The 25,622-nt window shown below is 63.4% G+C and carries 22 protein-coding genes; 7 read left to right on the plus strand and 15 right to left on the minus strand.

Annotated elements, in window-relative coordinates:
* The first annotated feature begins 95 nt into the window (after positions 1–95).
* Genes lpxA through lpxB form a run of 3 tightly spaced genes read left to right on the plus strand, consistent with a single transcriptional unit; the run spans position 96 to position 2,939 of the window.
* Positions 96–887 (plus strand): acyl-ACP--UDP-N-acetylglucosamine O-acyltransferase, encoded by a 792-nt coding sequence (lpxA, locus tag ACNJX8_RS20230; RefSeq protein WP_439361772.1) that lies wholly within the window; start codon positions 96–98, stop codon positions 885–887.
* A gap of 19 nt (positions 888–906) precedes the next feature.
* Positions 907–1,764 carry an LpxI family protein gene (locus ACNJX8_RS20235; protein ID WP_439361773.1) on the plus strand — a complete coding sequence of 286 codons (858 nt, stop codon included), beginning with the start codon at positions 907–909 and terminating at the stop codon, positions 1,762–1,764.
* The gene (gene lpxB / locus ACNJX8_RS20240; RefSeq protein ID WP_439361774.1) at positions 1,761–2,939 is read left to right on the plus strand and encodes a lipid-A-disaccharide synthase; all 1,179 of its coding nucleotides are present in this window, start codon (positions 1,761–1,763) and stop codon (positions 2,937–2,939) included. Before ACNJX8_RS20235 ends, lpxB begins: the two co-directional genes overlap by 4 nt.
* Before the next feature lie 103 nt (positions 2,940–3,042).
* Here lpxB and ACNJX8_RS20245 read toward each other — a convergent pair whose 3' ends face one another.
* The 8 genes from ACNJX8_RS20245 to gltX all read right to left on the minus strand — a co-directional run bounded on the left by ACNJX8_RS20245 (position 3,043) and on the right by gltX (position 12,451).
* A complete protein-coding gene (locus ACNJX8_RS20245) occupies positions 3,043–3,810 on the minus strand; it encodes an SDR family NAD(P)-dependent oxidoreductase (protein ID WP_439361775.1) in 768 nt (255 codons plus the stop codon).
* Positions 3,807–4,916: an ABC transporter ATP-binding protein gene (locus ACNJX8_RS20250; RefSeq protein WP_439361776.1), complete on the minus strand. Its 1,110-nt coding sequence runs from the start codon at positions 4,914–4,916 to the stop codon at positions 3,807–3,809. Before ACNJX8_RS20250 ends, ACNJX8_RS20245 begins: the two co-directional genes overlap by 4 nt.
* A gap of 10 nt (positions 4,917–4,926) precedes the next feature.
* Positions 4,927–5,784 carry a carbohydrate ABC transporter permease gene (locus ACNJX8_RS20255; RefSeq protein ID WP_439361777.1) on the minus strand — a complete coding sequence of 286 codons (858 nt, stop codon included), beginning with the start codon at positions 5,782–5,784 and terminating at the stop codon, positions 4,927–4,929.
* On the minus strand, positions 5,777–6,700 hold the full coding sequence (locus ACNJX8_RS20260; protein ID WP_439361778.1) for a carbohydrate ABC transporter permease: 924 nt from the start codon (positions 6,698–6,700) through the stop codon (positions 5,777–5,779). The genes ACNJX8_RS20255 and ACNJX8_RS20260 overlap by 8 nt, the downstream gene beginning before the upstream one ends.
* A complete protein-coding gene (locus ACNJX8_RS20265) occupies positions 6,697–7,983 on the minus strand; it encodes an ABC transporter substrate-binding protein (protein ID WP_439361779.1) in 1,287 nt (428 codons plus the stop codon). Before ACNJX8_RS20265 ends, ACNJX8_RS20260 begins: the two co-directional genes overlap by 4 nt.
* Before the next feature lie 57 nt (positions 7,984–8,040).
* Complete coding sequence (locus ACNJX8_RS20270) at positions 8,041–9,219, minus strand: ROK family transcriptional regulator (protein WP_439361943.1); 1,179 nt, start codon at positions 9,217–9,219, stop codon at positions 8,041–8,043.
* Between the two features lie 354 nt (positions 9,220–9,573).
* A complete protein-coding gene (gene gltA / locus ACNJX8_RS20275; RefSeq protein WP_128933499.1) occupies positions 9,574–10,875 on the minus strand; it encodes a citrate synthase in 1,302 nt (433 codons plus the stop codon).
* A gap of 148 nt (positions 10,876–11,023) precedes the next feature.
* The gene (gene gltX, locus ACNJX8_RS20280) at positions 11,024–12,451 is read right to left on the minus strand and encodes a glutamate--tRNA ligase (RefSeq protein WP_128942754.1); all 1,428 of its coding nucleotides are present in this window, start codon (positions 12,449–12,451) and stop codon (positions 11,024–11,026) included.
* A gap of 143 nt (positions 12,452–12,594) precedes the next feature.
* Between gltX and ACNJX8_RS20285 the strand changes: the two genes are divergently transcribed.
* Entirely contained in the window at positions 12,595–14,271 is a 1,677-nt protein-coding gene (locus tag ACNJX8_RS20285; protein ID WP_439361780.1) for a glutamine--tRNA ligase/YqeY domain fusion protein, read from the plus strand.
* Positions 14,272–14,279: 8 nt separating this feature from the next.
* On the plus strand, positions 14,280–14,666 hold the full coding sequence (locus ACNJX8_RS20290; RefSeq protein WP_128933502.1) for a nuclear transport factor 2 family protein: 387 nt from the start codon (positions 14,280–14,282) through the stop codon (positions 14,664–14,666).
* 41 nt (positions 14,667–14,707) lie between these two features.
* Here ACNJX8_RS20290 and ACNJX8_RS20295 read toward each other — a convergent pair whose 3' ends face one another.
* From ACNJX8_RS20295 to ACNJX8_RS20320, 6 genes are all read right to left on the minus strand, one after another.
* Positions 14,708–15,193: an adenosine-specific kinase gene (locus ACNJX8_RS20295; RefSeq protein WP_128933503.1), complete on the minus strand. Its 486-nt coding sequence runs from the start codon at positions 15,191–15,193 to the stop codon at positions 14,708–14,710.
* 477 nt (positions 15,194–15,670) lie between these two features.
* Entirely contained in the window at positions 15,671–16,336 is a 666-nt protein-coding gene (locus ACNJX8_RS20300; RefSeq protein ID WP_439361781.1) for a phosphoribosylanthranilate isomerase, read from the minus strand.
* A 173-nt stretch (positions 16,337–16,509) separates the two neighbouring features.
* Complete coding sequence (locus ACNJX8_RS20305; RefSeq protein WP_439361782.1) at positions 16,510–17,658, minus strand: CapA family protein; 1,149 nt, start codon at positions 17,656–17,658, stop codon at positions 16,510–16,512.
* A 24-nt stretch (positions 17,659–17,682) separates the two neighbouring features.
* Positions 17,683–18,699, minus strand: a complete 1,017-nt coding sequence (locus tag ACNJX8_RS20310; protein ID WP_439361783.1) for a ribonuclease Z — start codon at positions 18,697–18,699, stop codon at positions 17,683–17,685.
* Between the two features lie 150 nt (positions 18,700–18,849).
* Positions 18,850–20,280: a type I glutamate--ammonia ligase gene (gene glnA, locus ACNJX8_RS20315; protein ID WP_439361784.1), complete on the minus strand. Its 1,431-nt coding sequence runs from the start codon at positions 20,278–20,280 to the stop codon at positions 18,850–18,852.
* Between the two features lie 168 nt (positions 20,281–20,448).
* The gene (locus tag ACNJX8_RS20320) at positions 20,449–20,631 is read right to left on the minus strand and encodes a hypothetical protein (RefSeq protein WP_164935201.1); all 183 of its coding nucleotides are present in this window, start codon (positions 20,629–20,631) and stop codon (positions 20,449–20,451) included.
* A 238-nt stretch (positions 20,632–20,869) separates the two neighbouring features.
* Here ACNJX8_RS20320 and ACNJX8_RS20325 point away from each other — a divergent pair, with 238 nt between their 5' ends.
* Positions 20,870–21,232 (plus strand): SPW repeat domain-containing protein, encoded by a 363-nt coding sequence (locus tag ACNJX8_RS20325; protein WP_164935205.1) that lies wholly within the window; start codon positions 20,870–20,872, stop codon positions 21,230–21,232.
* Between the two features lie 161 nt (positions 21,233–21,393).
* On the opposite strand, the gene ACNJX8_RS20330 is transcribed toward ACNJX8_RS20325, so the two are convergent.
* Positions 21,394–22,716 carry an MFS transporter gene (locus tag ACNJX8_RS20330; protein ID WP_439361785.1) on the minus strand — a complete coding sequence of 441 codons (1,323 nt, stop codon included), beginning with the start codon at positions 22,714–22,716 and terminating at the stop codon, positions 21,394–21,396.
* 509 nt (positions 22,717–23,225) lie between these two features.
* Here ACNJX8_RS20330 and ACNJX8_RS20335 point away from each other — a divergent pair.
* Positions 23,226–25,505, plus strand: coding sequence for a ComEC/Rec2 family competence protein (locus tag ACNJX8_RS20335; RefSeq protein WP_439361786.1), 2,280 nt, complete (start codon positions 23,226–23,228; stop codon positions 25,503–25,505).
* Positions 25,506–25,622: the final 117 nt, after the last annotated feature.

Genomic DNA, 25,622 nt, shown 5'->3' on the forward strand with positions numbered 1-25,622 from the left:
GTCACTGGACAGATCGGGCATAGTCGCGCTAACCAGCCGAAAACCAAGCGACTTCAATACATAACCAGACCTTCTTGACGAGTAAGATTGGCTTGATGAGCAAGATTGATCCCACCGCACGGGTCGCGGACGGCGCCGTGATCGGCGAGGGCACCGAGATCGGCCCCTATTGCATCATCGGCCCGAACGTCGTGATCGGCGCGAACTGCAAGCTGATCGGACACGTCACCGTCATCGGCCATACCTCGCTCGGCGAAGGCTGCGTCGTTTCGCCGTTCGCAGTGCTGGGCGGCGCCCCGCAGGATCTCAGCTACAAGGGCGAGCCGACGAAACTCGAGATCGGTTCCGGCTGCACCATCCGGGAAGGCGCGACGATGAATGTCGGCACCATCAAGGGTGGAGGGCTGACGCGCGTCGGCAATGGCGGCTATTTCATGAACAACAGCCATGTCGGCCATGACTGCATGGTTGGCGACAACGTGATCTTCGCGACCTCGGCGACGCTCGGCGGTCATTGCGAGATCGGCGACGCCGTGTACATCGGCGGCCTGTCGGCGGTGCACCAGTTCACGCGCATCGGCCCGCAGGTCATGGTCGGCGGTGTGTGCGGCGTGCGCGACGACATTATCCCGTTCGGCCTCGTCAACGGCCAGTATGCGGTGCTGGAAGGCCTCAATCTGATCGGCATGAAGCGGCGCAAGTTCACCAAGCAGCGGCTTGCGACCGTGCGCGGGTTCTACCAAAAACTCTTCCATGGTCCCGGCACTTTCGCCGAGCGGCTGGAGGCCGCGCGGCCGCTCGCGGGCGAAGACCCTGCGATCGCCGAAATCCTCGACTTCATCGGCAAGGGCAAGCGCCCGCTCTGTCTTCCCGCCATCGCGAAGTGATCGTAGGATGGCCGCGGGCATGACATCGGCGGCTGCGGAGATTTCCTCACCTGTCGGCGTGGTCGCCGGCGGCGGCGCGATGCCGTTCGCGGTCGCCGAATCGCTCGCCGCGCGCGGCATCACGCCGGTGCTGTTTCCGCTGCGCGGGGCCTGCGATCCGGCGCGGGTGGAGAAATTCCGCCACCGCTGGATCTCGGTCGGCCAGCTCGGCCGCGCGATGCGGCTGTTTCGCGAAGAAGGCTGCCGCGACCTGATCTTCATCGGCACATTGGTGCGCCCCTCGCTCTCGGAGATCCGCTTCGACGTCAAGACGCTGCGCCTGCTCGGAAACGTCATCCGCGCCTTCCGCGGCGGCGACGATCATCTGTTGTCCGGCGTCGGCCGCATCCTCGAGCAGGACGGCTTCCGCATGGTCGGCATCAAGGACGTCGCGCCCGATCTGCTGATGCCCGAGGGCTGCATCAGCCGCGCCTGGCCGAGCGACACTGGCAAGACCGACATCGAGCGCGGCCGGGCGGTGCTGACCGCGCTTGGTCCGTTCGACATCGGCCAGGCCGCGGTCGTGATCGACGGTCATGTCGTGGCGGTCGAGGATATCGAGGGCACCGACGCGCTGCTTGCGCGCGTCGCGCGGCTGCGCGAGGAGGGCCGTATTCGCGCGGCCATGGGCCGCGGCGTGCTGGTGAAGGCGCCGAAGAGCGGCCAGGATCTGCGCTTCGACCTGCCGACGATCGGCCCGCGCACCATCGAGGGCGTCGCAAGGGCGGGCCTTGCCGGCATCGCCGTCATCGCCGGCAACACGATTGCGGCCGAGCCGCAGGCGATGATCGCGCTCGCCGACGCCAAATACCTCTTCGTCATCGGCCTGCCGGCGTGATGCAGGGCCGCGATCCCAAGCGCAAGATCTTCCTGATCGCCACGGAGGAATCCGGCGACAGGCTCGGCAGTGCCTTGATGAAGGTGCTGCGTCAGCGCCTCGGCGACGGTGTGCAGTTCGAAGGCGTCGGCGGCCGCACCATGGCGCGCGAGGGGCTCGAGACCCTGTTTCCAATCGAGGAGCTGTCGATCGTCGGCTTCGCCGCCGTCATTCAGCAATTGCCGAAAATCCTGCGGCTGATCCGTAAGACGGTCGACGCCGTGACCGAGGCCGCGCCCGACGCGCTCGTCATCATCGACAGCCCCGATTTCACCCATCGCGTCGCCCGCCGCGTGCGCTCGCGCAGTCCGGCGATTCCGATCGTCGATTACGTGTCGCCGCAGCTCTGGGCGTGGCGGCCGGGACGGGCGCGGACCATGCTCGGTTATGTCGACCATGTGCTCGGCCTCTTGCCGTTCGAGCCGGAGGAATACCGCAAGCTGGGCGGGCCGCCATGCAGCTATGTCGGCCATCCCCTGGTCGAGCAATTGGGCTCGCTGCGGCCGAATGCGGAGGAACAGAAGCGCCGCAACAGTGAGCCGCCGGTGCTCCTGGTGCTGCCCGGCAGCCGCCGCAGCGAGATCCGGCATCACCTCGAGGTGTTCGGCGCGGCGCTCGGCCGCTTGCAGGCGGAGGGGCGCGCGTTCGAATTGATGCTGCCGACCATGCCGCATCTCGAAGCGACAATCCGCGAGGGCATCGCGAATTGGCCGGTCAAGCCGCAAATCGTGATCGGCGAGAACGACAAGCGCGCCGCCTTCCGCATTGCCCACGCGGCGCTGGCGAAATCCGGCACGGTAACGCTGGAGCTCGCGCTGTCGGGCATTCCGATGGTGACGGCCTATCGCGTCGGCGCCATCGAGGCCTTCATCCTGCGCCGCGCGATCCGCGTCTCCTCGGTGATCCTTGCCAATCTCGTGATCGGCAAGGACGTCATTCCGGAGTTCTTGCAGGAGGACTGCACGCCCGAGAAGCTGGCACCGGCGCTCGCCGAATTGCTGACGGATTCGCCGCTGCGGCGAGAGCAGGTCGAGGCATTCGCCCAGCTCGACCAGATCATGTCGACCGGCAACAAATCGCCGAGCGTGCTCTCGGCCGATATCGTGCTCGCGACGATGCGCAAGGGCAGGCGGTAAGACGGATTCGTAGGGTGGACAAAGCGAAAGCGTGCCCACCATTTCTCCTCCTTAATTGCGTAGAGAGACGGTGGGCACGCTGCGCTTCGCCCACCCTACAGGACTAGCCGAGACCGCCATCGACCTGAAAGCATTGGCGCGTGATGCGCTGGCTCTCGTCGGAGGCGAGGAACAGCGCCATGTTGGCGATGTCGTCGGGTGTCACCGCATCGGGAACGGCCTGACGCGCGCGCATCTCGGCGATGGTCTGCTCGTTCGGATACCACAGCTGGCGCTGGCGCTCGGTGATCACCATGCCTGGCGCAATCGCGTTGACGCGAATGCGGTCGGGACCGACCAGCCTAGCCAGCGAGTTGGTGAAGCCGACGATCGCCGCTTTCGCGGCAGCATAGACCGGCAGCGCCGGCGCGCCACGCATCCAGGCGATCGACGACATGTTGATGATCGAGCCGCCGCCGCGCGCCTGCATCTGCGGCACCACCGCCTGCGCCGCGAAGAAGACGTGCTTGAGGTTGACGCCGATCATCCAGTCGAAATCGGCCGGCGTCACCTCGGAGAGAACCTGGCGTTGATCGTTGGCGGCGTTGTTGACGAGAACGGCGGCATCGCCGAGCGAACGGTGGACCTCCGCCATCGCGGTGCGCAAGGCGTCGATGTCCAGGAGATCGCAGGGCACGAACAGCGGGGCGGTCCCGCCCGCTGCCGCCACCTCCCGCACCAGCGTTTCACCGGCATTCGTGTCGATGTCGAGGAAGGCGATGCGGGCGCCCTGGGTCGCGAACGCCCGTACAAGGGCAGCCCCGATGCCGCTGGCGCCGCCGGTGATCAACACCACGCGGTCCGCAAGGCCTGAATAGGTGGTCTTCGTCATGCGATCAGTCGCTCCGTCTCGGGGTCGAACAGGCAAATGCGCCGCGTGTCGAGCGCGAAAGAGGCGGACGCGCCGAGCGTGGGGCGGATATCGGGCGAGATTCGCGCCATCGCAGGCTCGCCCCCGAGCCGCAGCAACACCATCGTCTCGGCACCGGTCGGCTCGACCATTTCCACCGGCGCGTTGACGAGGACAGGTGCATCGCCGGAGAACGCGCGGCTGCCTTCGGCAATGCATTCCGGCCTGATCCCGAACACCACCTCGCGACCGACGAAGGATGCTGCGGCGTCATATTCTCTCAGGCGCAGACGAACCTCGTCCGGCCGCCCGGCGCCGATCACGACCACCGGCCCGTCATTCCCGGTCTCGAGCCGCGCCGGCATGGTGTTCATCGGCGGCGAGCCCATGAAACGCGCCACGAACAGATTGGCCGGGTAGCGGTACACGGTATCGGGATCGGCGAATTGCTGCACACTGCCCTGATGCATCACCGCGATCCGTGTCGCCATCGTCATGGCCTCGATCTGGTCGTGGGTGACATAGACGATGGTGGCGCCGATACGCTGGTGCAGCCGCTTGATCTCCATCCGCATCTCGACGCGCAGCTTGGCGTCGAGATTGGACAGCGGCTCATCGAACAGGAAGAGCAGGGGATTGCGCACCAGCGCGCGCCCCATCGCCACACGCTGGCGCTGGCCGCCGGACAATTGCGACGGCTTGCGGCCGAGCAGCGGCTCGATCTGGAGCAGCTTGGCCACATTCGCGACCGACTTCTCCTGCTCGGCCTTCGGCACATGGCGGCATTCCATGCCGAAGGTGATGTTCTGGCGCACGGTCATCGAGGGATAGAGTGCGTAGGACTGGAACACCATGGCGATGTCGCGGTCCTTGGGCGGGATGTCGTTGACGACGCGTCCGCCGATCTCGATCGTCCCCGCGCTCGGCCGGTCGAGCCCGGCAACGATGTTGAGCAGCGTGGACTTGCCGCAGCCGGACGGTCCGACCAACACGGTGAACTCCCCGCTCTCGATGTCGAGATCGATGCCCTTCAGCACCTCCAGATTGGCGTAGCGCTTGGACAGGGCGCGAATGCTTAGTGCTGCCATGACAAATCCATCATTTCACTGCGCCGGCGGTAAGGCCGCGCACGAAGTACCTGCCGCCGAGGAGATAGATCAACAAAGTGGGCAGCGCTGCGATGATCACCGCTGCGCTCTGCACGCCATGCTGCGGGATATCCGCAACTGCAGCAGATAGCGCGATGAGAGCAGCCGTGACGGGCTGCTGTTGGCCGCTCGTGAACGTCACGCCATAGAGGAATTCGTTCCAGATATGCGTGAACTGCCAGATCACGGTGACGATCAGGATGGGAGGCGAGAGCGGCAGAATGATGCGCCAGAAAATACGAAAGAACCCGGCGCCATCGATGCGCGCGGCCCTGATCAATTCATGGGGAATGGCGACATAGTAGTTTCGGCAGAACAGCGTGGTGAAGGAGAGCCCCTGGATGGTGTGAATCAACACGAGGCCCGCCAGCGTGTTGATGAGACCGATGTCCCGCAGCACGATGGTCCAGGGAAGCAAGCGCATCTGCTGGGGAAGGAACAGGCCGAGGGTCACGATGCCGTAGATCCAGTTGTCGCCGCGAAAACGCCAGAGCGACACGGCATAACCGGCGATCGCACCGAGCATGGTCGAGAAAATCGTCGCAGGAATCGTGACGAGCGCGGAGTTCAGCATGTACGGTCGGATGCCGGCGCAGGTCTCGGCGACGCAGAAGCCGCTCCAGGCAGCGACGTAGTTGCTCCAGGCCCATTGCTGCGGCCAGCCGATCATCGAGGCCTGCGCGATCTCCTCGTTGGTGCGGAGCGAGTTCAGCACGACAACGGCCAATGGCGCGAGCCAGGCCGCGGCGATCAATGAAACGATGAGATAGATCAAAATCCGGCTTGGTGCGAAGGTTCGGTCACGCATGGGCCGCCCGCCGCCGCTGAAGATAACGCCACGCTGCATACGGCAGCAGGACCGCGAGAAGAATAAGCAGCATGAGCACCGCCGCCGCGGCCCCCCGGCCGAGCAGGCTGCGCTGGAACATCAGGTCGTAGACAACAAGTGCCGGCAGCTGGGTCGCGATTCCCGGCCCGCCGTTGGTGAGCGCGCGGACGAGGTCGAAAGCCGAAATCGCGAACTGCAACTGGATCACGACGACGGTGATGGTGATCGGCCAAAGCGTCGGCAGAATGATGCGCCGGTACATTCGGACCGGTCCCGCGCCGTCGATCTGCGCAGCTTTGATGAGGTCGGCGTCGACCGACCGAAGGCCGGCAAGGAAGAGCGCCATGGCGAAGCCCGAGGATTGCCAGATGGCAGCGATAACAATGGTCCAGATGGCCATGTCGCGGTCGATCAGCCAGTCGAACTTGAAGGAGGTCCAGCCGAGGTCATGGACCAGCTTCTGGATCCCAAGGCCAGGATTGAGCAGCCAACTCCAGACCGTGCCGGTGACCACGAACGACACCGCGAGGGGGTAGAGGAAGATGGATCGGAGCAGGTTCTCGCCGCGAATGCGCTGATCGAGCAGGATCGCAAGGATGAGGCCGGTCACCGCGCTCAGCAGCACGAAAGCGCTGCCAAACAGCAGCAAATTGTCAAAGGCGATCTGCCAGTTCCGCGATGCCGCGACCGCCGTGTAGTTGCGCAACCCCACCCAGCCCGAGACCGGCACCAGAGTGGATGGCGTGAACGATATCCAGATCGTCCACAGCGAGAAGGACACGAGGTGCGCGGCGGACAGCAGCAGCGGCACCCAGATCATCAGATATTCGGGCAGCCGGCGCACCACGTCCGAAGGCGCCGGCCGGCCCGGTCTTGTCGCGACGATTTGGGTCAACGTGCGCTCTCGACTGCATCGCCAAGGCGGGTGACGGCTTGCTCCGGCTTGATCGTCTTGTTCTTCACGTATTCCGTGATCACGTCGATCATCGCTGCGGTCATTCCGTTTTCCTGAGCCATATTGTGCGCAAGGCTCAGAACCGCCTGATTGCTGGCAATAGCGTCTTTCAGGGCGGCTGCGGTCCGCCGTTGACCGTCCGACCAGCCTTCACCGGAAAGATCGACATCGGTGCGCACGGGTATTGATCCTGTAATCTGCGAATACATCGTCTGGATAGCGGGATCCATGACGAGCTGAGCCATCAGCATCTGACCGGCCTGGAGGTCGGGCTCCTTGCGCTGCCAGAAGATGAATGCATCAGCGTTCAACAGGAACACCGGCTTGCCATTGTCGCTGGGGCCCGGCGCGATCATGAAGTCGTCGAACTTGAAACCGGCGTTGCGCAACACGCCCTGCGCCCATCCGCCCATGATCATCATGCCCATGTCGCCGTCGACGAAGCGTTTTAGGTTGGTCGAAAAGTGTTGGGCGCCGACGTTGGGATCCATCCAGTCGGCGATCCTGCGCACCTGTGCGAACGCGGCCTTGAGCTCGGGACCCTCCAGAGCTTTCTTGTCGAGATTCATGATGGCGGCGCGGTATGCGGTTGGACTGATGCCGGCCAGAGAAGCCTCGAATTTTTGTCCGTCGTCCGGGCGGGTACCACCGTTGGCGATGGGATAGGGGACACCGCCCGCTTTCATCTTTTCGGCAAGGTCATTGAAGTCTGCCCAGGTGATGGGGATCTTGTCGGCCTTGGCCTTGTCCATCGCGCGTCTGGACAGGAACAGCATGTTGGTGCTGTAGATCTGCAACGGCAGTGCGATCCACTTGCCTGCCGGCTTATGCAATCGTGCAAGATCTGGAGCGACGACCTTCTCGTAGCCGGCGGCAGCGACGACGGCGTCAAGATCGACGGTCGGGGCGATCTTCGACCAGGCTGCAATCTCGGGACCTTTGAGTTGCGAGCAGGCCGGAGGATCTCCGGCCATGATCTGAGCGCGCAGCTTGTTCATCATCTCGGTGGTGAAGCCGGGGACGGGCGAGTGCTGCCAGACCCCTCCCTTCTCCTCGAATTTCTTACCGAGCGCCGTGATGGCCGCCCCGTCGCTGCCCGCGGACCATTGAGAGATCGCGGTCAGGCGCGGCTTGACCGCGCCTTGGGCGCGGGCAAATGCCGGCAGCGCGAGTGCGGCAGCAGATCCAGCGAGCAGACGGCGCCTTGTTGTTGTGATCGGCATGGCAGTTCCTCCCGTGTTGAGTGCTTTGTGCGTTGAGGCCGCACGGTTCAGGGCATGTCAGGCGGCCTCCGTCGATGTGGCGGGCATGCCGCCGCGGCTGGCCAGGCAGAAGGCGGCGAAGGCCAGGGCAGCCTGCGGATCGTTGCCGGTGGAGGGTGGCACGAAGGCGATGGACACTTGCGCCAATGTCCGGCCGCCCAGTAGGCAGGCGTCGATCCCCTCGACCACGGCGTTGCGATCGTCATCGGAGAGCAGCGATGGCCAGCCGCTGATGGCGACGCCACCGCATGGCTTCACATTCAGCGTGTTGCCGATCGCAAGGCCAAGCCGGAACAGCCGCCGCCGCAACTCCTGCCGAACGCGCGTCGAGAGCGGGATCGCGTGCACCCATTCGCTGCCGAGCTGGAGCAATTCGGTATCGGAGACGCCGAGGAGCTCGGCCAAAGCGGCGAGCGAGGTATAGGCCTCGACGCAGCCGAGATGGCCGCAGCGGCAGCGCGGTCCCTCGGGTCGAAATACCATGTGGCCCAGTTCGACCGGCTGGAGTGCATCGGCTTCAGACGGGTCATCCATCCAGGCGCCGGCAACGCCATGGCTGACAAAGACGAACAGATGCGTGCCGCTGAATGGATAGTTTTGCATGCGGCAGCGGTGAAAGGTGGCGTGCGCCACCACCGAATTGGTGAATTCCAATGGCACGTCGGCAAACATCTCGCCGATCATGGCGCTGATGCGCCCGACGTCGCAGGGGATGATCGGATTGCCAGATATGGTCAACCGGCCAAGCCCCGGAATGGAGACGCCGATCTGTGAGAGCGTGATGTGGCGGCGGCGTGTCCAGTCGCGTAGCAATGTCATCGCTTCGCGGAACACGCGGCCGACCGTCTCGACGGTTGGCGCCTTGGGCAACGGCAGACGCTCGGTATAGTGCAGCTCGCCCGACAGACCACCGACGCCGACGCTGAGCCATTGAGCGGACAGCTCGACGGCTGCGAGCGCCACGGAGCTGTCGAGCGACACGAGACCCGTCGGGCCGCCGACGTAAGGGGCAGGGCGCCGCACTTCCTCGATCAGGCCCTCGGCCTTCAGGTCGAATAGGATGCGCGACAGGCTCGCCTCGGACAGGCGCACCGCCTTCGCCAGCGGCGGCCGAAACGAGCCGCCCGACTGGAGCAAATGAGTCAAAATGGCAGCGCGCGTCTGCCGCCGACTTCTCGGCTGCTCCGGCATTTCCATCCCTGTCGTCATTCTTACTTAGTGTAAGAATTTGCGCGCGGAGCGTTTCAGCTGTCAAGTGTTTGCCGGTCCGATGCGCCGACTTGTTGTTGTGCGCGGCAGCAACAGCGGTGTTTGTAGGGTGGGTTAGCCTTGCAGATGCGCGAAGCGCACCTGCAAGGCGTAACCCACCATGCTTCTGCACTGGCCGAACGAAGTCTCGTAGGGTGGGCAAAGCGAAGCGTGCCCACGACTTCGTATCTGTCGCGGACAGGTGGTGGGCACGCTGCGCTTTGCCCACCCTACGGCATCTGCTTAAAACAAAAACGGCGCCATCATGAGATGGCGCCGTTTCAAAAGCCGTGACGGCCGACGTTACCGCTTGTCGATCGGCACGTAGTCGCGCTTGGCGACGCCGGTGTAGAGCTGGCGCGGACGGCCGATCTTCTGGTGGGGATCCTCGATCATCTCGCTCCACTGGCTGATCCAGCCGACGGTGCGGGCGACCGCGAACAGCACGGTGAACATCGAGACCGGGAAGCCCATCGCCTTCAGCGTGATGCCCGAATAGAAGTCGACGTTCGGGTAGAGCTTGCGGTCGATGAAGTACTGATCGCTGAGCGCGATCTTCTCGAGCTCCATCGCCACGTTCAGCATCGGATCGTTGCCATGGCCGGTCTCCTTGAGCACGGCGTGACACATCTTCTGCATGATCTTGGCGCGCGGATCGTAGTTCTTGTAGACGCGGTGCCCGAAGCCCATCAGGCGGACTTCAGAGTTCTTGTCCTTCACCTTGGCGATGAACTCGGGGATCTTGTCGACCGAGCCGATGTCGTAGAGCATATTGAGCGCGGCTTCGTTGGCGCCGCCATGCGCCGGGCCCCAGAGGCAGGCGATGCCCGCCGCGATGCAGGCGAACGGGTTGGCGCCGGAGGAGCCGGCGATGCGCACCGTCGAGGTCGAAGCGTTCTGCTCGTGGTCGGCGTGCAGGATGAAGATCTTCTCCAGTGCGTCGGCGAGAACTGGGCTGACCTTGTAATCCTCGCAGGGCACCGCGAAGCACATGTTCAGGAAGTTCTCGGCAAAGCGCAGCGAGTTCTTCGGATAAACGAAGGGCTGGCCAACGGTGTACTTGTAGGCCATCGCCGCCAGCGTCGGGATCTTGGCGATCATGCGCATGGAGGCGACCATGCGCTGCTTGGGATCGTTGATGTCGGTGCTATCGTGATAGAATGCGGCCAGCGCGCCAACGGCCGCCACCATGATCGCCATCGGATGGGCGTCGCGGCGGAAGCCCTGGAAGAAGCGAGCCATCTGCTCGTGCACCATCGTGTGATGGGTCACGCGATAGTCGAAATCCTTCTTCTGCGCGGCGGTGGGGAGATTCCCGTAGAGCAGGAGATAGCAGGTCTCCAGGAAGTCGCCGTGCTCGGCGAGCTGCTCGATCGGGTAGCCGCGGTATTCCAGCACGCCCGCGTCACCGTCGATATAGGTGATCTTGGACTGGCAGCTCGCGGTCGAGGTGAAGCCCGGATCGTAGGTGAACAGGCCGGACTGGCCGTAGAGCTTGCCGATATCGATCACATCGGGCCCGACGCTGCCGCTGAGGATCGGAAGATCGTAATTCTTGTTTCCGACCGTCAGCGTGGCGGTCTTGTTGCTTGGTTTTGCGTCCATCGTAGGTCCCCGATGTGTGGTGAAACGGGCCGGAGCCGGAGGCCCCTGAGGAGATCGTTGGGGGCAGGCCGGATGTTCCAGAATGTACGGGGGAGATGGGTATATTATTGCTGTGTGCGCTGCAAGATCACCCCCACGCATGGTCGACTTACGTCGTAGATTGATCTTGAAGCCGGCCCAGGCTTTCCTGGCGTCCCAGGACGTCCAAAACCTCAAATATACCAGGCGACGTCGTCCGTCCGGTCAGCGCGGCCCGCAAGGGCTGGGCGACCGCGCCTAGCTTGAGACTATTTTCCTCGGCAAAGGTGCGCAGCGCGGCTTCCGTGCTGGCACCGCTCCATGTCTCGACTTTCCCCAGCGCGGAATGAAGCTGGCCGATCAGCTTGCGGTTCTCAGCTGTCAGCAGCGCCTGCGCCTTGGCATCGAGCTGCAGCGGCCGGTCGGCGAAGATGAAGTAGGCGCCGTCGATCAGCTCGATCAGCGTCTTGGCGCGCTCCTTCAGGGCCGGCATGGCCTTCAGGAGCTGCGCCCGCGTGGTGTCGTTTAACTTGGCCTTAATGTCGTCGCGGCTGGGCACGACGTGGTCGAGCACATCCTCGAACATCTTCACGAGTGATTGATCGTCGGCGTTGCGGATGTAGTGGCCGTTGAGATTCTCCAGCTTGGCGAAATCGAAGCGGGCGGCGGCACGGCCGACGCTGCCGAGATCGAACGCGGCGATCATCTCCTCGGTCGAGAAGATCTCCTGGTCGCCATGGCTCCAGCCGAGCCGGACGAGATAGTTGCGCAGCGCCGCCGGGAGGTACCCCATGGCGCGGTAGGCATCGACGCCGAGTGCGCCGTGGCGCTTCGACAGCTTCGAGCCGTCCGGGCCGTGGATCAGGGGGATGTGGGACATGCTCGGCAGCGCCCAGCCCATTGCATCGTAGATCTGCTTCTGGCGGGCGGCGTTGATCAGATGATCGTCGCCGCGAATGACATGGGTCACGCCCATGTCGTGGTCATCCACCACCACCGCGAGCATGTAGGTCGGGTTGCCATCGCCACGCAGCAGGACGAGGTCGTCGAGGTTCTCGTTCTGCCAGACCACGCGGCCCTGGACCTGGTCCTCGATTACGGTCTCACCGGTCTGCGGCGCGCGCAGGCGAATGGTGGGCTTCACGTCGGCCGGGGCGGTCGCGGGATCGCGGTCGCGCCACATGCCGTCATAGAGGCGGGTGCGGCCTTCGGCGCGCGCCTTCTCGCGCATGGCGGCAAGCTCCTCGGCGGTGGCGTAGCAGCGATAGGCCTTGCCGTCGGCGAGCAGCTGCTCGGCGACCTCGCGATGGCGGGCGGCGCGGGCGAACTGGTAGATGACCTCGCCGTCCCAGCCGAGCTCCAGCCATTTGAGGCCGTCGAGGATGGCGGCGATGGCGGCCTCGGTGGAGCGCTCCCGGTCGGTATCCTCGATCCGCAGCAGCATCTTGCCGCCGTGCTTCTTCGCATAGAGCCAGTTGAACAGCGCCGTGCGGGCGCCTCCGATATGGAGGAAGCCGGTCGGCGAGGGAGCGAAGCGCGTGACGACGGAATCGGTCATTCTTGGCAGGGCCTATGCATTGGAGGCGGTGGTATATATCAGGACCGGAGCATAACTAAAGCCCGAGAGCGGACCTGCTAAGGCTTGGCGCGGCCCAGCGAATTTGGCAGAAGGACCGCTGATTTCCCTACAGGATTTTCGTAATGACAGAACCGGTGGCGACTGAGGTTGGGCGCGATTTCATTCGTGACATCATCCAGGCCGATCTCGATCAGGGCAAATACAAGGAGATCGTGACCCGGTTCCCGCCGGAGCCGAACGGCTATTTGCATATCGGCCACGCCAAGTCGATCGCACTCAACTTCGGCATCGCCCAGGAGTTTCCGGGCCGCTGCCATCTGCGCTTCGACGACACCAACCCGATCAAGGAAGAGCAGGAATATATCGATTCCATCCAGGCCGACGTGCGCTGGCTCGGCTTCGACTGGGGCAAGAACCTGTTCTTCGCCTCGGACTATTTCGATCGCCTCTATGAATGGGCGGAGCAACTGATCCGCGACGGGCTCGCCTATGTCGATGACCAGACCCAGGAGGAGATCCGCACTTCGCGCGGCTCGCTGACCGAGCCCGGCAGGAACTCGCCGTTCCGCGACCGCTCGGTGGAGGAAAATCTCGACCTGTTCCGCCGAATGAAGGCCGGCGAATTCCCGAACGGGGCGCGCGTGCTGCGGGCCAAGATCGACATGGCCGCGGGCAACATCAACCTGCGCGACCCCGTGCTGTATCGCATCCTGCATGCGCATCATCCGCGCACCGGCACCAAATGGAGCATCTATCCGAGCTACGATTATGCCCACGGCCAGTCGGACGCGATCGAGGGCATCACGCACTCGATCTGCACGCTGGAGTTCGAGGACCATCGGCCGCTCTATGACTGGTTCATCGAGAAGCTGCCGGTGCCGTCAGAGCCGCACCAGTACGAGTTCGCGCGGCTGAACCTGACTTACACGCTGCTCTCGAAGCGTGTGCTGACCCAGCTTGTTCGCGAGGGCCATGTCGCGGGCTGGGACGATCCGCGCATGCCGACCATCGCGGGGATGCGCCGCCGCGGCGTGCCGCCGGCCGCGCTGCGCGAATTCGTCAAGCGTATCGGCGTCGCCAAGGCCAACAGCGTGGTCGATGTCGGCATGCTCGAGTTCTGCATCCGTGAGGAACTGAACCGCACGGCTCAGCGCCGCATGGCGGTGCTGAAGCCGCTGAAAGTGGTGATCGAGAACTATCCGGAAGGGCAGGTCGAGGAGCTCGAGGCGATCAACCATCCCGACGATCCCAGCGCCGGCACGCGCAAGATCAATTTCGGCCGCGAGCTCTATATCGAGCGCGACGACTTCATGGAGAATCCGCCGAAGAAATTCTTCCGCCTGTCACCGGGCAACGAGGTGCGGCTGCGCTATGCCTATTTCGTCAAGTGCACCGGCGTGATCAAGAACGAGGCGGGTGAGGTGGTGGAGCTGCGCTGCACCTACGACCCCGCGACCAAGGGCGGCAACGCGCCCGACGGCCGCAAGGTCAAGGCGACCATGCACTGGCTGCCGGCAGCGGCATCCGAGCCAGCGGAGATCCGCATCTACAACCAGCTGTTCTCCAATCCGAACCCTGATGCCTCGAACTTCGCCGCCGATCTCAATCCGCAATCGCTGGAGATCCTGGCTGATGCCCGTGTCGAGGCATCGGTTGCGGAAAGCAATTCGATGGAGCCGATGCAGTTCGAGCGGCAGGGCTATTTCGTGCGTGACACGGATTCGACGCCGGGCAAGCCGGTGTTTTCGCGCACCATCGGCCTGCGCGACACGTTTGCGAAGGAAGTCGCGAAAGGCTGAGATACGACATGAACAATGAGGCCGACGCCATCGTTTCCGCCATCATCGCGAAATGGTGCGCCGGCTTCGCGACGCTCGACGCGGCCGCGCTGTCGTCGCTCTATTCGAAGAATGCGTTCTTCTTCGGCTCCAACCCGACGCTATATCGTGGCAGGGACGGAGTAGCGGCCTATTTCAATGGCCTGCCGCGCTGGCGCTCGCCGAGCGTCCGCTTTTCCGAGGTGGCCGCGGCGCAGGTCGCGCCCAAAGTGATCAACATGGCCGCGATCGCCTCGTTCGACCTCGGCGAGGAGGCCGCGCCGCTGTCGGTCAAACTTACCTGGGCAATCGTGTGTGAAGGCGGCGACTGGAAGATCGCGAGCCACCACGTGTCGTCCAGGGTTGCACTGATCTAACGCCGGGGGCGTTCTTCATCGCATCCGGCTTCATCGGGCCGCTACAGCTTGTAGCCGATCTTTCTCAGGAGGTCCTTCCGCCACGCAATGTCAGCGTCGGTCTCGATACCCAGCGGTGAGGCGCCATCCACTACGCCGAGCACGCCGCGGCCAAGCTCCGTTTGCGCGACGATCACCTGCGTGGGGTTGGCCGTCGCGCAGTAGATGCGGCAGACCTCCGGCACCGCGCGCACGGCAGCCAGCACGTTGACGGGAAAGAACCCGTCGCCCAGGAAGATCAGGAAAGTGTGGCCGGCGCCGATGGCCGATGCATTGTCGCGTGCGAGAGAGAGGGCGGCTTCGTCATTACCTGACCAGCGCACCAGCCGCTTGCCGGAAGCCTCGCAGAAGGCCAACCCGAAGCGGATGCCCGGGACCGCGCCTACCAGCGCCTCGTGGAGGTCTTCCACGGTCTTGATGAAATGCGACTGGCCAAAGATGAAGTTGGCCGCGTCCGGTTTGACGATGGGCACCACGGTGAGTTCCATGGCCACGCTCCTATCGGCAGAGTTCCACATGTTAGGCCGCCGGAAGGTGATTGCAAGCCGTACAGCCGGCCGCGCAACGATCGCGATTACCGCACCCGATATTTGCTCGCGTAGTGCTTGCCGAGAATCTTGCGGGTCTGATCGGCCAGCCGCTTGTTACCAGTCGTCGGCCGCCTGGCGTGGCGCGTCTTCGGCTTTGGCCAATCCGTTCCTGAGCTCTGCTTTCTTGGCGTGCGCATAACTGCAGACCACGTTGCGACATAACCATCGACATAACCATCTAAGGGACGAATCTCAACCGGGCTGCCGGTCGAAAGGCCAAGATCGCGGTCCGCACGGCCCTGGGATTCCCGATGGGCGCATCGGTGAAGAGGTCAATAGCGGGTATGCCAGGCGCCATGCCTTCATCTGGCCCGTCTAGGGGCCGTGCAATCCGAAATCCGTGAACAAAACAATCATGATGTCAGCTGCTCCACACTATGACGGCGCCGCCGCCCGAGCCGCTTCGTGGAAGCGGCGGACTCGATCCAGGTCCTTGGCATGCGATCCGTCCTGATCCGTTCTCGTCTTGGAATCAACACCGGCTGGACGGACGGTGCGGATCGCCTCTGCGACGTTGTCCGGTCCGAGACCACCGGCAAGGACAACAGGAACGGGGGCGAGGTCCACGATCCGGCGGCTGATACCCCAGTCATGCGTCACGCCGAGCGCGCCGATCTGCTCGTCCGTGGCTCGATAGCTGTCGAGAAGCAGAAAGTCTGCAATGCCAACGTAGCTGCGGGCAATCGCGATGCTCTCCTCGCCGAACACCGGTATGCTCCTCATCACGACCATCCCGGGCAACATGCGTTTGAGGGAAGCAACGTCTTGCGGCGAAAGCAATTCGGCGCTGGCTCCCAAATGGACGATCGCGGGGGTGAGTTCGCGCGCCCATGAGGCAATCAAGGAGAGATCGCAGGTCAGAAACAGTGCTGAGAACTTCGATGGTGGTACAGTCGCCGCGGCGATTTCGGAAGCTCCTGAGATCGGCAGCTCGCGCGGAAATCGACCGTCTCCGACGAGCACACCGACATGATCGATGCCAATGGCTGAAACAGCGGACGCCTCTTCGATGGTCGAGATTTCATAAATCTGGGTCAACATCGCGCGTAACCTCCGCGGCGGACATTGAGCATAAAACATCCGAAGGCGGCGTTTGGCAAAGCCACAGCCTTCGTCGGCTAGCGGGAGTCGAAGATTAGGTCAGCTGCCCGGCGGGGACGCAGTCCCGGTCGCGCCGGCCCGCCAATTCTATCGGGGAGTGCTTGTTACGAGAGTCAGGTCGTTGCCCTCTGCGCGACACATGCAAGCTGCTGTTCGGATTCAAAAATGACCCTCGTTCCGAACGGCCGGCATTCCCTATCCAGGGTTTGCCGGATCCATTCAATGTCGCGCCGCGATGGAATGGAGAGACGAAAGTTCTTGATCTGCATGGGAACCAGTTTGAGCGCATGGAGTCTTCCGCTGGTTGGATCCAGGTCGACGAAATACATCAACGCCAGGTCGTCGCGGTAGCGCTCGTAACCACGGATCCCCTCATAGTCGTTCAGAAAATCACCGCAGCCATAGAGTATAAGGCGGTCTCGATAGATTTCGATCGCTCTCGGATGGTGCGAAGAATGCCCGTGAACGATCGACACGCCTGCCTTGTCGACCAGGGCCCGGGCAAAAATCCTCTGCTCATCGGGAATGTCATATCCCCAATTGGATCCCCAATGGATCGACACCACCGTGAGATCGCCCGGCCTTCTGGCCGCCATGACCTGGTCAGCGACCTCGAACGCGCTCGCCCCGCTGAGGTCAGGCAGCAGGTTGACGCCCGGAGTGTCTGACATTGCAACCCACTTGAACGGGATTCCGCTCGATGTCGATCCGAACGCAAAGACCAGGAGCCGCGCGTCGGCAAGGCTCAGCACTGCGGGTGCGCGCGCTTCCCGATCATTGCGGCCTGCGCCCGCCACCTTGATGTTGAGCTTCTGCAATGTCGTCAGCGTCTCTACTAGGCCGGCGCGACCCCAATCGAGCACATGGTTGTTGGCCAATAGACAGCAGTCGATCCCCGCGGCCGCGAGACACTCTGCGTTCTCGGGGCTCATGCGGTAGTTGATGCCCTTATTCGCGCGGTCGTTGCTGCCCGTCACAGCCGTTTCGAGATTGATGATCCGCGCGTCCGGCTGCATGGACTCGAATTGGTCCAGTGCAGCGCCCCAGACGTAGGACGATCCATTGCGCCGCGGAATAGGCCCGTTCGCCTGCTCGGCGAGCTGCACGTAGCCAGACGCCGATCGCATGTAATCCTCGTAAATCTCGGGGCTACAGGGGTGCGCCAGCACCTGGTCGATGCCGCGGCCGCACATGACATCTCCGCATAGGAAGAGCCGCACCGGTTTCCGACACACCGCTGGCAGATGTCGTTCCTCGGACATGACTTTCCACTCCGGTCCTGCCGCTTAGCTCTTTGCGTCAGGTGCGAGATGCCTGAACGCCGCCATCACCTCGGCCAGCATCCGCTCCTGCTCTCCCGCATAGCGCGGAGAGAAGTGGAAGGGCTCGACGCGGCGCACATTGGCTTCCCGTGCGATTTCTCCGGCAGCCGTGGTTGTAAGATGAGCCCGCTCACTCGCCAATGCGGCGTCGGCCCCCGCAAACGCCGCCTCGATGAAGAGGATGTCTGCATTCTGAATCAGCGCCACGATGGCGGCGCGATTGGCCGGCGTGTCGGCAACATCGGTTACATAGGCAATTTTCTGGCCCGCAGTGACCGTCACGAGATCGCGCAGGCTGACGAGCGGAACGAGGCGATCTGACGTTGCCGTTTCATCGATGCGGATCAAATGATCGTCGGCGCGACGCTCGACGATGGCCTTCTTCAGCGACAGCAACCAGGGACCGACGGGCAGTCCGCGCTCCAGCAGCCGGTTCTTCCATACGTTGACATGCGCTGCCTCCTGCAGCGCAAAGGCGAGGCAGGGCGTGCCATGTTCAAGGATCGCGGCGGACACGCGATGGGTCGGTTCATCGCAGAGTACGCCGCCAAAGGTCTTGCGAGAGACTGATGGCTCTGCTGCGAACGCCTTCCTCAGGTGGAACCGCGTGGTCGAGATGGAATCCGCCGTTCCGAGTTCGGTTACATCAAATACGAGATCGCAGGGATAGGTTTCGACCAGGTTCCAGCAATAGGCCTGAAGCTTGTGAAAGACGTGCTCGGCAAAGCCGGACGGACCGAACAGCTGCACCGATTTCTCATGCCCGACGAGCAAGCGAAGCAGATGGTCGAAGCCCACGAAATGATCAATATGTGCATGCGAGACAAAGATCTGGTCGACGCGCCGTATCCTCCGCGGCGCTAGTGAAGCAATCTCTCCGACATCGAACAGCAGACTTCGCTTTTCGAACAGCGTTTCGACATAGACCGTCGGGTCGCCGTAGCGACCGTTGACCAGGCTCGGATGGAAAAGTGGTCGCATGGCAAACTATTCTGCTGCAACAGCGCCCGATGGATTTCAGCCCGAGGAGAGAGCCATGAAACTCATTTCAAGCGCCTTCGCCGATGGTGCCGACAGGGGCCACGACGCGATTTTGGTCAGCCGCGGACGATTCCGCAGTGAGGACCGCTGTCAGATGTCGTAGTAGAGGTGGAATTCATAGGGATGCGGTCGCAGCCGGATCGCATCGACCTCCTTTTTTCGCTTGTAGTCGAGCCAGGTCTCGATCAGGTCGGCCGTGAAGACGTCGCCGCGCAGCAGGAATGCGTGGTCGCGCTGGAGTGCGTCCAGCGCCTGATCCAGCGATCCCGGTGTCGACTTCACTTGCTTCGCTTCGGCCGGTGGCAGGTCGTAAAGGTTCTTGTCGATGGGACTGCCGGGATCGATCCGGTTGTCGATACCGTCGAGGCCCGCCATCAGCATTGCGGCAAAAGCCAGGTAGGGATTGCAGGAGGGGTCGGGTGAACGAAACTCGACGCGCTTTGCGCGTGGATTCGGCGAGTACATGGGAATTCGGCAGCAGGCCGAACGATTGCGTTGGGAGTAGACGAGGTTGATCGGGGCCTCATAGCCCGGCACCAGGCGCCGATAGGAGTTGGTCGTCGGGGCGCAAAGCCCGCACAATGCCCAGGCGTGGGTCAGGAGGCCGCCGATGTAGTAGCGGCCGAGCTGGCTCAATTCGGCATAGTCGCCCTGGTCGTAGAACAGGTTGGTCTCGCCATTCCACAGCGACTGGTGCACATGCATGCCCGAAGCGTTGTCCTCGAACAGCGGTTTCGGCATGAAGGTCGCTGTCTTGCCGTGCGCATGCGCGGTATTCTTCACCACATATTTGTAGATCATCAAATTGTCGGCCATGCGGGTCAGGGTTGTGAAGCGCATGTCGATTTCGTTCTGGCCGCCGGTTGCGACCTCGTGGTGATGAGCTTCGATCTGGATTCCCAGCTGCTCCATGGTCAGCACCATTTCGGTGCGTAGCGCCTGCATGCTGTCGGTCGGAGGAACGGGAAAATATCCCTCCTTAGGGCGCGGCTTGTGCCCCAGATTCGGCGCTTCCTCCGCGCCGGTGTTCCAGCTGCCTTCGCTGGAATCGATCTCGTGCATGGCGTAATTGATGCCTTGACCGTAGCGGACGTCGTCGAAGACGAAGAACTCCGCTTCCGGGCCGAAGTAACTCGTATCGGCGCGACCAGTGCCCTTGAGATAGGTTTCAGCCTTCTGGGCGATGTAGCGTGGATCGCGGCTATAGGATTGACCGGTCACGGGGTCGCGGATGTTGCAGATGAGGACCAGCGTCGTTGCCGGACTATAGGGGTCGACGAAGGCCGTCGTCGGATCGGCGACGACCAGCATGTCGCTCTCCTGAATCTCCTGGAAGCCGCGGATCGATGAGCCGTCGAACCCGATGCCCTCCTCGAGCGCATCGACGCGCACTGCGCTCGGCGGGACGGAAAAATGCTGCCATACCCCCGGAAGGTCAGTGAACCGCAGATCGATCATCTGGACCTTCTCGTCCTTGATCGCCTTCACGAGATCTTCGGCCGTCGCACATTTTGGAAACATGGCTCGCTCCCAGCATCGTGGAGATGCGCGTCTTGCGGGTCGCGTTGCCGTTCAGCCGCAGCCGAACGGCTTGCGACGGATTGTGGTCCATACTCTGTGTTGCCGCCCCTCCAGCCTCAATCCGGCTTGGCGGCATTTGCGGTCAGGCGGCTACGCACGCCGGCTGCTTCAGCTTTGGTGAGGCCCGCGCATCAGCTTCATGGCGTCTTCGATATGCCGCCAGGTCTTGGCGAGCTCAAGTTCGCCCTTCGACTCGAGATCGATGGCGTTCTGGGCGGCTTCCGCAATGGCCTTGGGGCCATGTGCTTCCAGCAACTGCCGCGCATAGTCGTGGATTTCGATTTCTCGCATGGCGTCACCTCCCTCTTGTCCCGGGCGCAACGCGAACGAGGTGCGGCCGGGACGATAGACGTCGACACCTGTCAAGCGCGGCTAGTCTGCATCCTGGTGCAGGCCCTCGCAAGGGCCCTTTCCGGGGCATGGGCCGCGAGGATTAGATGCGGCTTCTGTGCGGCAACACGGCGGAGGTCGGAGGGATGCATTTTCTCAGCTGCGCCACCATCTAACCGGGAGAAGGGAGGTGAGCATTATGCGCATCCAACATTGGCAAGACGCTGCCAGCCTCCTGGTTGGCCTGTGGCTGGTTCTTTCGTCCTTTATCCTGGGCTTGTCCGGGGCGCCTGTCTGGGTCTCCATCGCGCTCGGGCTCGGCGTCATGCTGTTTGCCATCGAGGCACTTTTCATCCCGTCCTATCTGGAAGAATGGGGAGAAATGCTGCTGGGCCTGGCTCTGCTACTGGCACCTTGGACCATCGGCTATGAGCCGGTATCGGCCACGGTGAGCAGCGTGCTCTCCGGCACACTGGTGATCCTACTCGCTGTCTGGGAGCTGATGACCGATCGCGACTTCAGCACCTGGTGGCACGATCGTTGGCATCGCCTGGCCGGCTGAGAAGCGGTGCTAGTCGGGCGCTTGCCGACCGCCATTTGCTGGCGGCCGGGAGTTCGAGATCGGCTCGCTCGGGCGCGGTGCCGAGGGGAACGATCGTCACTGCGCCTCGAGACGAACCCTGGCGCAGGGCCCCGCGGTCCTGCACCGGGATCATCAACCCATCACAATGCAGCTCTCGGCTCGATCGGCTCCCAGATGCTGATCTTGCGCGTTTCCGGCATCAGGAAGACGGCAAGCACGAAGCACACCGCGGGGACCACGATCGGATAAATCAGCGCATAGCCGATGCTGCCGGTCGCGGCGAATGCCGCCGACGTGATGAACGGCACCAATCCGCCACCCCAGCCATTGCCGATGTGGTACGGCACTGAGACTGACGTATACCTGATCCTGGCAGGAAAGAATTCCGCCAGAAACGCGCCGACCGGCCCGTATACCATCCCGACATAGCAAACCAGGATGAAGATGATGAAGGTCGCGACCGGATAGTTGACGTTTCCGGGCTGCGTGACAGTCCCCAGCCACAGATACAGCGGATAGTACGTGATCGCGGCGAGCAGCATGCCGCCGAGGATCACCGGCTTGCGGCCAATCAGATCCGACAGCCAGCCAAAGAAGATCAGGCTCGGCGTGGCAATGAGCAGTGCGGCGCCCACGATGTAGGCGGAGGTCAGCGGGTCCACCTTGGAGACCTGCTGCAGGAAGTACAGCGCCCAGAACTGACCGCTGTACCAGACCACGCCCTGTCCGATCAGGACCACAATTGCGATCCCGATGTATTTGATGTTGGAGCTGAGGAAAGCCTCCTTCCAAGGATTCCTCGTCATCTGGCCGCGGGACCTGATCTCCTGGAAGATCGGCGTTTCCTGGAGCTGGAGCCGGATGTAGATCGCAATCGCCACCAGCAGGAAGGACAGCAGGAACGGAACGCGCCAAGCCCATTCGTCGAAGGCCTGGTTGCCGGCATATGTCCGCGTGAGGATGATGACGGCCAGCGACACCACGATTCCGAGAGTAGGCGAGGTCTGCAGCCAGCCGGTATAATAGCCGCGTCGATCGTCCGGCACATGTTCGGCGACGTAGGTGATGGCGCCACCATATTCGCCGCCCAGGCACAGGCCTTGGATCATGCGCAGGCCGAAGAGAACGAACGCCGCCGTCAGACCAATCGACTGGTAGGTCGGGATCAACCCGATCGCTCCCGTGCCGAGTCCCATTCCGCTGAGCGTAATGAGAAAGGTGTATTTGCGGCCGACCCGGTCACCCATCCATCCGAACAGGAAGGCACCCAGCGGACGGATGAGAAATCCTGCCGTGAAGAGCGCGATCGTGCTGAGGAGGGCGGCAACCGGGTGGGATTGCTCAAAGAACTTGACCGATAGAACTGCGGCCAGGCTGCCAAAGATGTAGAAATCATACCATTCGATGATGTTTCCCACCGATGCAGCGATGATCACGCGGCGAAAATCACTCGGTACCTGCATGTGCGACTCCTATGGTTTCAAGACGTCTCCTCGCTTGTTTCAGCGATCGATCTTCTCGCGGGGAGAGCGTGATGCGCGGCGTCGCAGGCGCCAATTCAAAGAGTTGCGTCGGCAACGTCTGACTTCAGGCGCACTTTCGCGCCACCTGAGAAGAGCTCCGGCGGCCTTAGAACCGCGAGCCACCACTGCCTTGCCCGTCCGTCGGGAAGGCGGGGAACCGTAGTGTAATCCCACCTCGGGCCGGCAACTTATGAGACTTTCGGCTCAATCGATCTGTCGCAGGACGCTTTGCGAACGAGATCGCAAGGGCTCGAATACTTCGCGACTTCTGGTCAAAGACGTCTCAGGCGTTGCGAGGAATCCAGAAGAGATGCCAAGGCGGCGCTCGCCGTGACGATGGAGGGGAAAAGTAGGGTCTCGCCGCGTTCGTTCCTGATCCGTACCGCTATTCGCGCAGCCGCACGTTCCGGTAGCCTCTGCACCCGTCGCGTAGCGTAAGGTGCAGGGGAATGGCGGAGCCGGTGCAGCCAGTACGCTCCCAGGGAGTCGCTGGAACGTGGCCGGTTGGCCGCGCCACATCGGCCGGCGGCTTTGCGCCGGCGGGCTTTGGTGCGTGGCCCGCGACCGTCGAGACGCTGCGCGAATGGGCGCGCGCTGAGGCCGGCGCCGGGCGGCTATTGCCCTGGGTGCCCGTCGCCTTCGGTACCGGCATCGCGCTCTATTTCGCCGCCGATCACGAGCCCGTGCTGTGGGTCGTTGCCGCGACGGCGGCCGCGCTCATGCTCGGCGCCGTCCTGTTGCGGCGGAGCCGGCTGTTCGCGCCCGCGATCATGATCGCGGCGGTGGCGGCGGGTTTTGCCATGGCGACGTGGAAGACGGCGCGCATCGCCCATCCCGTGCTGGCCAAGCCGCTCTATTCGGTGTCGCTGTCGGGCTTCGTCGAGACCCGCGACATCCGCGAGCGCACCGATCGCTTCGTGCTGCGCGTTACCGCGATGGAGGCGCAGCGCAGCGACGTCAGGCTGGAGCGCGTGCGCCTGTCGGTACGCAAGGGGACGGCGCCGGAGGTCGGCAGCTTCGTGCAGCTGAAGGCGCGCCTGATGCCGCCGATCTCTCCCGTGCGCCCGGGCAGCTACGATTTCTCCCGCGACATGTTCTTCCAGGGCATCGGCGCCTCCGGCTTCGTGATGGGCGCGATCACCGCTTCAGTGCCGCCGGATGCCGGTGGTCTGCGGCTGCGCTACGCGGCCTTCATGCAGGGCCTGCGCGATGCGATCGACGCGCGCATCCGTGCGACGCTCGAGGGCGACAACCGTGCGATCGCGACCGCGCTGCTCACCGGACGGCGCGATGCGATCACCACGCCCGTCAACGACGCCATGTTCATCTCGGGGCTCGGCCATGTGCTGTCGATCTCCGGCTATCACATGGCGGTTGTCGCCGGTGTCGTGTTCTTCGCGGTGCGTGCGCTACTGGCACTGATCCCGGGGCTGGCGGCGGGCTTTGCCATCAAGAAATGGTCGGCAGCCGCAGCGCTGGTGGCGGCCGCGTTCTATCTGCTGCTGTCAGGCGCGGAGGTCGCGACGCAAAGATCGTTTTTCATGACGGCGGTGGTGCTGATCGCGGTCATGGTCGATCGCCGCGCCATCACCTTCCGCACGCTGGCGGTGGCCGCGCTGATCGTGCTCGCGGTCGCGCCCGAAGCGCTGGTGCATCCGAGTTTTCAAATGTCCTTCGCCGCGACGCTCGGGCTGGTCGCGCTGGTACAGATCGGCATGCCGAACCTGTTTGCTTCGCCCGATCATTCGGCGACAGCGCGCATCGCGCTATGGGGCGGCCGCGAGATCGCGATGCTGTTCCTGGCCTCGCTGATCGCGGGGCTTGCGACCACGCCCTATGCCGCCTTCCATTTTCACCGTGTCACGCCGTTTGGCGTACTCGCCAATCTTGGCGCGATGCCGGTGGTTTCGGCGCTGGTGATGCCGGCGGGGCTGCTGGGATTGCTCGCGGCTCCCTTCGGGCTCGACGGCGTGTTCTGGTGGCTAATGGGGATCGGGATCGACTGGATGGTCGCGGTATCGCGCTGGGTGGCGGCACTGCCGGGCGCAGTCGGCCGCATCCCCGCCTTCGGCATCGCGCCGCTGGTCGCGGCAAGCCTCGGGATCATCGTGATGGGCCTGTTGCGCACCCCCTTGCGCTGGTCTGGTGCCCTGCTGCTACTGGCTTCCATTGCCTGGGGGCTGTCGGTGCGGCAGCCCGATATCCTGATTGCCGGAGACGGCGCGAGCGTCGCGGTGCGCGGCCGCGACGGACACCTGCATGTGATCCGGACGAGCAAGGACGGCTTTCTGCTTAGGGAGTGGTTAGCTGCCGACGCCGATCCGCGCGACGCCGGGAGTAGCTCGCTGGCCGACGGCGTGTCGTGCGACGAGGCCGGCTGCGTGACGCCGCTCGCCGACGGGAGGCTGGTTGCGCTTTCCTTGCGGATCGACGCGCTGGCTGATGATTGCAGCCGCGCCGCGCTGGTAGTGACGCGGCGGCCCGCACCGCCCGATTGCGCGGCGATGGTGGTCGATCGGCAGCGTCTCACCAGCCAAGGCGCGCTGGCGTTGACGCAGCGTGGTGACGGTTTTGCGGTTCAGGCTGTGAGAGCAAGAGGCACAAGCCGCCCTTGGCTCCCGGCCGGCGCCGGCGAGGGTGATTTCGACGGAAGCCTCGCGCCGAAGGCGGCTACGGCCCGCAACCGGGACGCGATTCCGGCGGAGACCGACTTGCAGGCCGACGATTAAGGCCAGACGATTAAGAACAAATGCAGGAGCTGGTCCGGGTCCAGCCGGACTTCCGCAGAACATAAATCATACCATCTCGCCGGCCTCGGCCGGCGATGGCATTTTCAATCCTGGCCC

The sequence above is a fragment of the Bradyrhizobium sp. SPXBL-04 genome, from assembly GCF_051853035.1.
In the GTDB taxonomy this organism is placed as follows: Bacteria; Pseudomonadota; Alphaproteobacteria; order Rhizobiales; family Xanthobacteraceae; genus Bradyrhizobium; species Bradyrhizobium zhanjiangense.

What these genes read in the sequence shown, in the direction of transcription:
- lpxA (WP_439361772.1), top strand. Translation starts at nt 96, where the DNA reads ATGAGCAAGATTGATCCCACCGCACGGGTCGCGGACGGCGCCGTGATC.
- ACNJX8_RS20235 (WP_439361773.1), top strand. Translation starts at nt 907, where the DNA reads ATGACATCGGCGGCTGCGGAGATTTCCTCACCTGTCGGCGTGGTCGCC.
- ACNJX8_RS20245 (WP_439361775.1), bottom strand. Translation starts at nt 3,810, where the DNA reads ATGACGAAGACCACCTATTCAGGCCTTGCGGACCGCGTGGTGTTGATC.
- ACNJX8_RS20250 (WP_439361776.1), bottom strand. Translation starts at nt 4,916, where the DNA reads ATGGCAGCACTAAGCATTCGCGCCCTGTCCAAGCGCTACGCCAATCTG.
- ACNJX8_RS20255 (WP_439361777.1), bottom strand. Translation starts at nt 5,784, where the DNA reads ATGCGTGACCGAACCTTCGCACCAAGCCGGATTTTGATCTATCTCATC.
- ACNJX8_RS20265 (WP_439361779.1), bottom strand. Translation starts at nt 7,983, where the DNA reads ATGCCGATCACAACAACAAGGCGCCGTCTGCTCGCTGGATCTGCTGCC.
- ACNJX8_RS20270 (WP_439361943.1), bottom strand. Translation starts at nt 9,219, where the DNA reads ATGGAAATGCCGGAGCAGCCGAGAAGTCGGCGGCAGACGCGCGCTGCC.
- gltA (WP_128933499.1), bottom strand. Translation starts at nt 10,875, where the DNA reads ATGGACGCAAAACCAAGCAACAAGACCGCCACGCTGACGGTCGGAAAC.
- gltX (WP_128942754.1), bottom strand. Translation starts at nt 12,451, where the DNA reads ATGACCGATTCCGTCGTCACGCGCTTCGCTCCCTCGCCGACCGGCTTC.
- ACNJX8_RS20285 (WP_439361780.1), top strand. Translation starts at nt 12,595, where the DNA reads ATGACAGAACCGGTGGCGACTGAGGTTGGGCGCGATTTCATTCGTGAC.
- ACNJX8_RS20290 (WP_128933502.1), top strand. Translation starts at nt 14,280, where the DNA reads ATGAACAATGAGGCCGACGCCATCGTTTCCGCCATCATCGCGAAATGG.
- ACNJX8_RS20295 (WP_128933503.1), bottom strand. Translation starts at nt 15,193, where the DNA reads ATGGAACTCACCGTGGTGCCCATCGTCAAACCGGACGCGGCCAACTTC.
- ACNJX8_RS20300 (WP_439361781.1), bottom strand. Translation starts at nt 16,336, where the DNA reads ATGTTGACCCAGATTTATGAAATCTCGACCATCGAAGAGGCGTCCGCT.
- ACNJX8_RS20305 (WP_439361782.1), bottom strand. Translation starts at nt 17,658, where the DNA reads ATGTCCGAGGAACGACATCTGCCAGCGGTGTGTCGGAAACCGGTGCGG.
- ACNJX8_RS20310 (WP_439361783.1), bottom strand. Translation starts at nt 18,699, where the DNA reads ATGCGACCACTTTTCCATCCGAGCCTGGTCAACGGTCGCTACGGCGAC.
- glnA (WP_439361784.1), bottom strand. Translation starts at nt 20,280, where the DNA reads ATGTTTCCAAAATGTGCGACGGCCGAAGATCTCGTGAAGGCGATCAAG.
- ACNJX8_RS20320 (WP_164935201.1), bottom strand. Translation starts at nt 20,631, where the DNA reads ATGCGAGAAATCGAAATCCACGACTATGCGCGGCAGTTGCTGGAAGCA.
- ACNJX8_RS20325 (WP_164935205.1), top strand. Translation starts at nt 20,870, where the DNA reads ATGCGCATCCAACATTGGCAAGACGCTGCCAGCCTCCTGGTTGGCCTG.
- ACNJX8_RS20330 (WP_439361785.1), bottom strand. Translation starts at nt 22,716, where the DNA reads ATGCAGGTACCGAGTGATTTTCGCCGCGTGATCATCGCTGCATCGGTG.
- ACNJX8_RS20335 (WP_439361786.1), top strand. Translation starts at nt 23,226, where the DNA reads ATGGCGGAGCCGGTGCAGCCAGTACGCTCCCAGGGAGTCGCTGGAACG.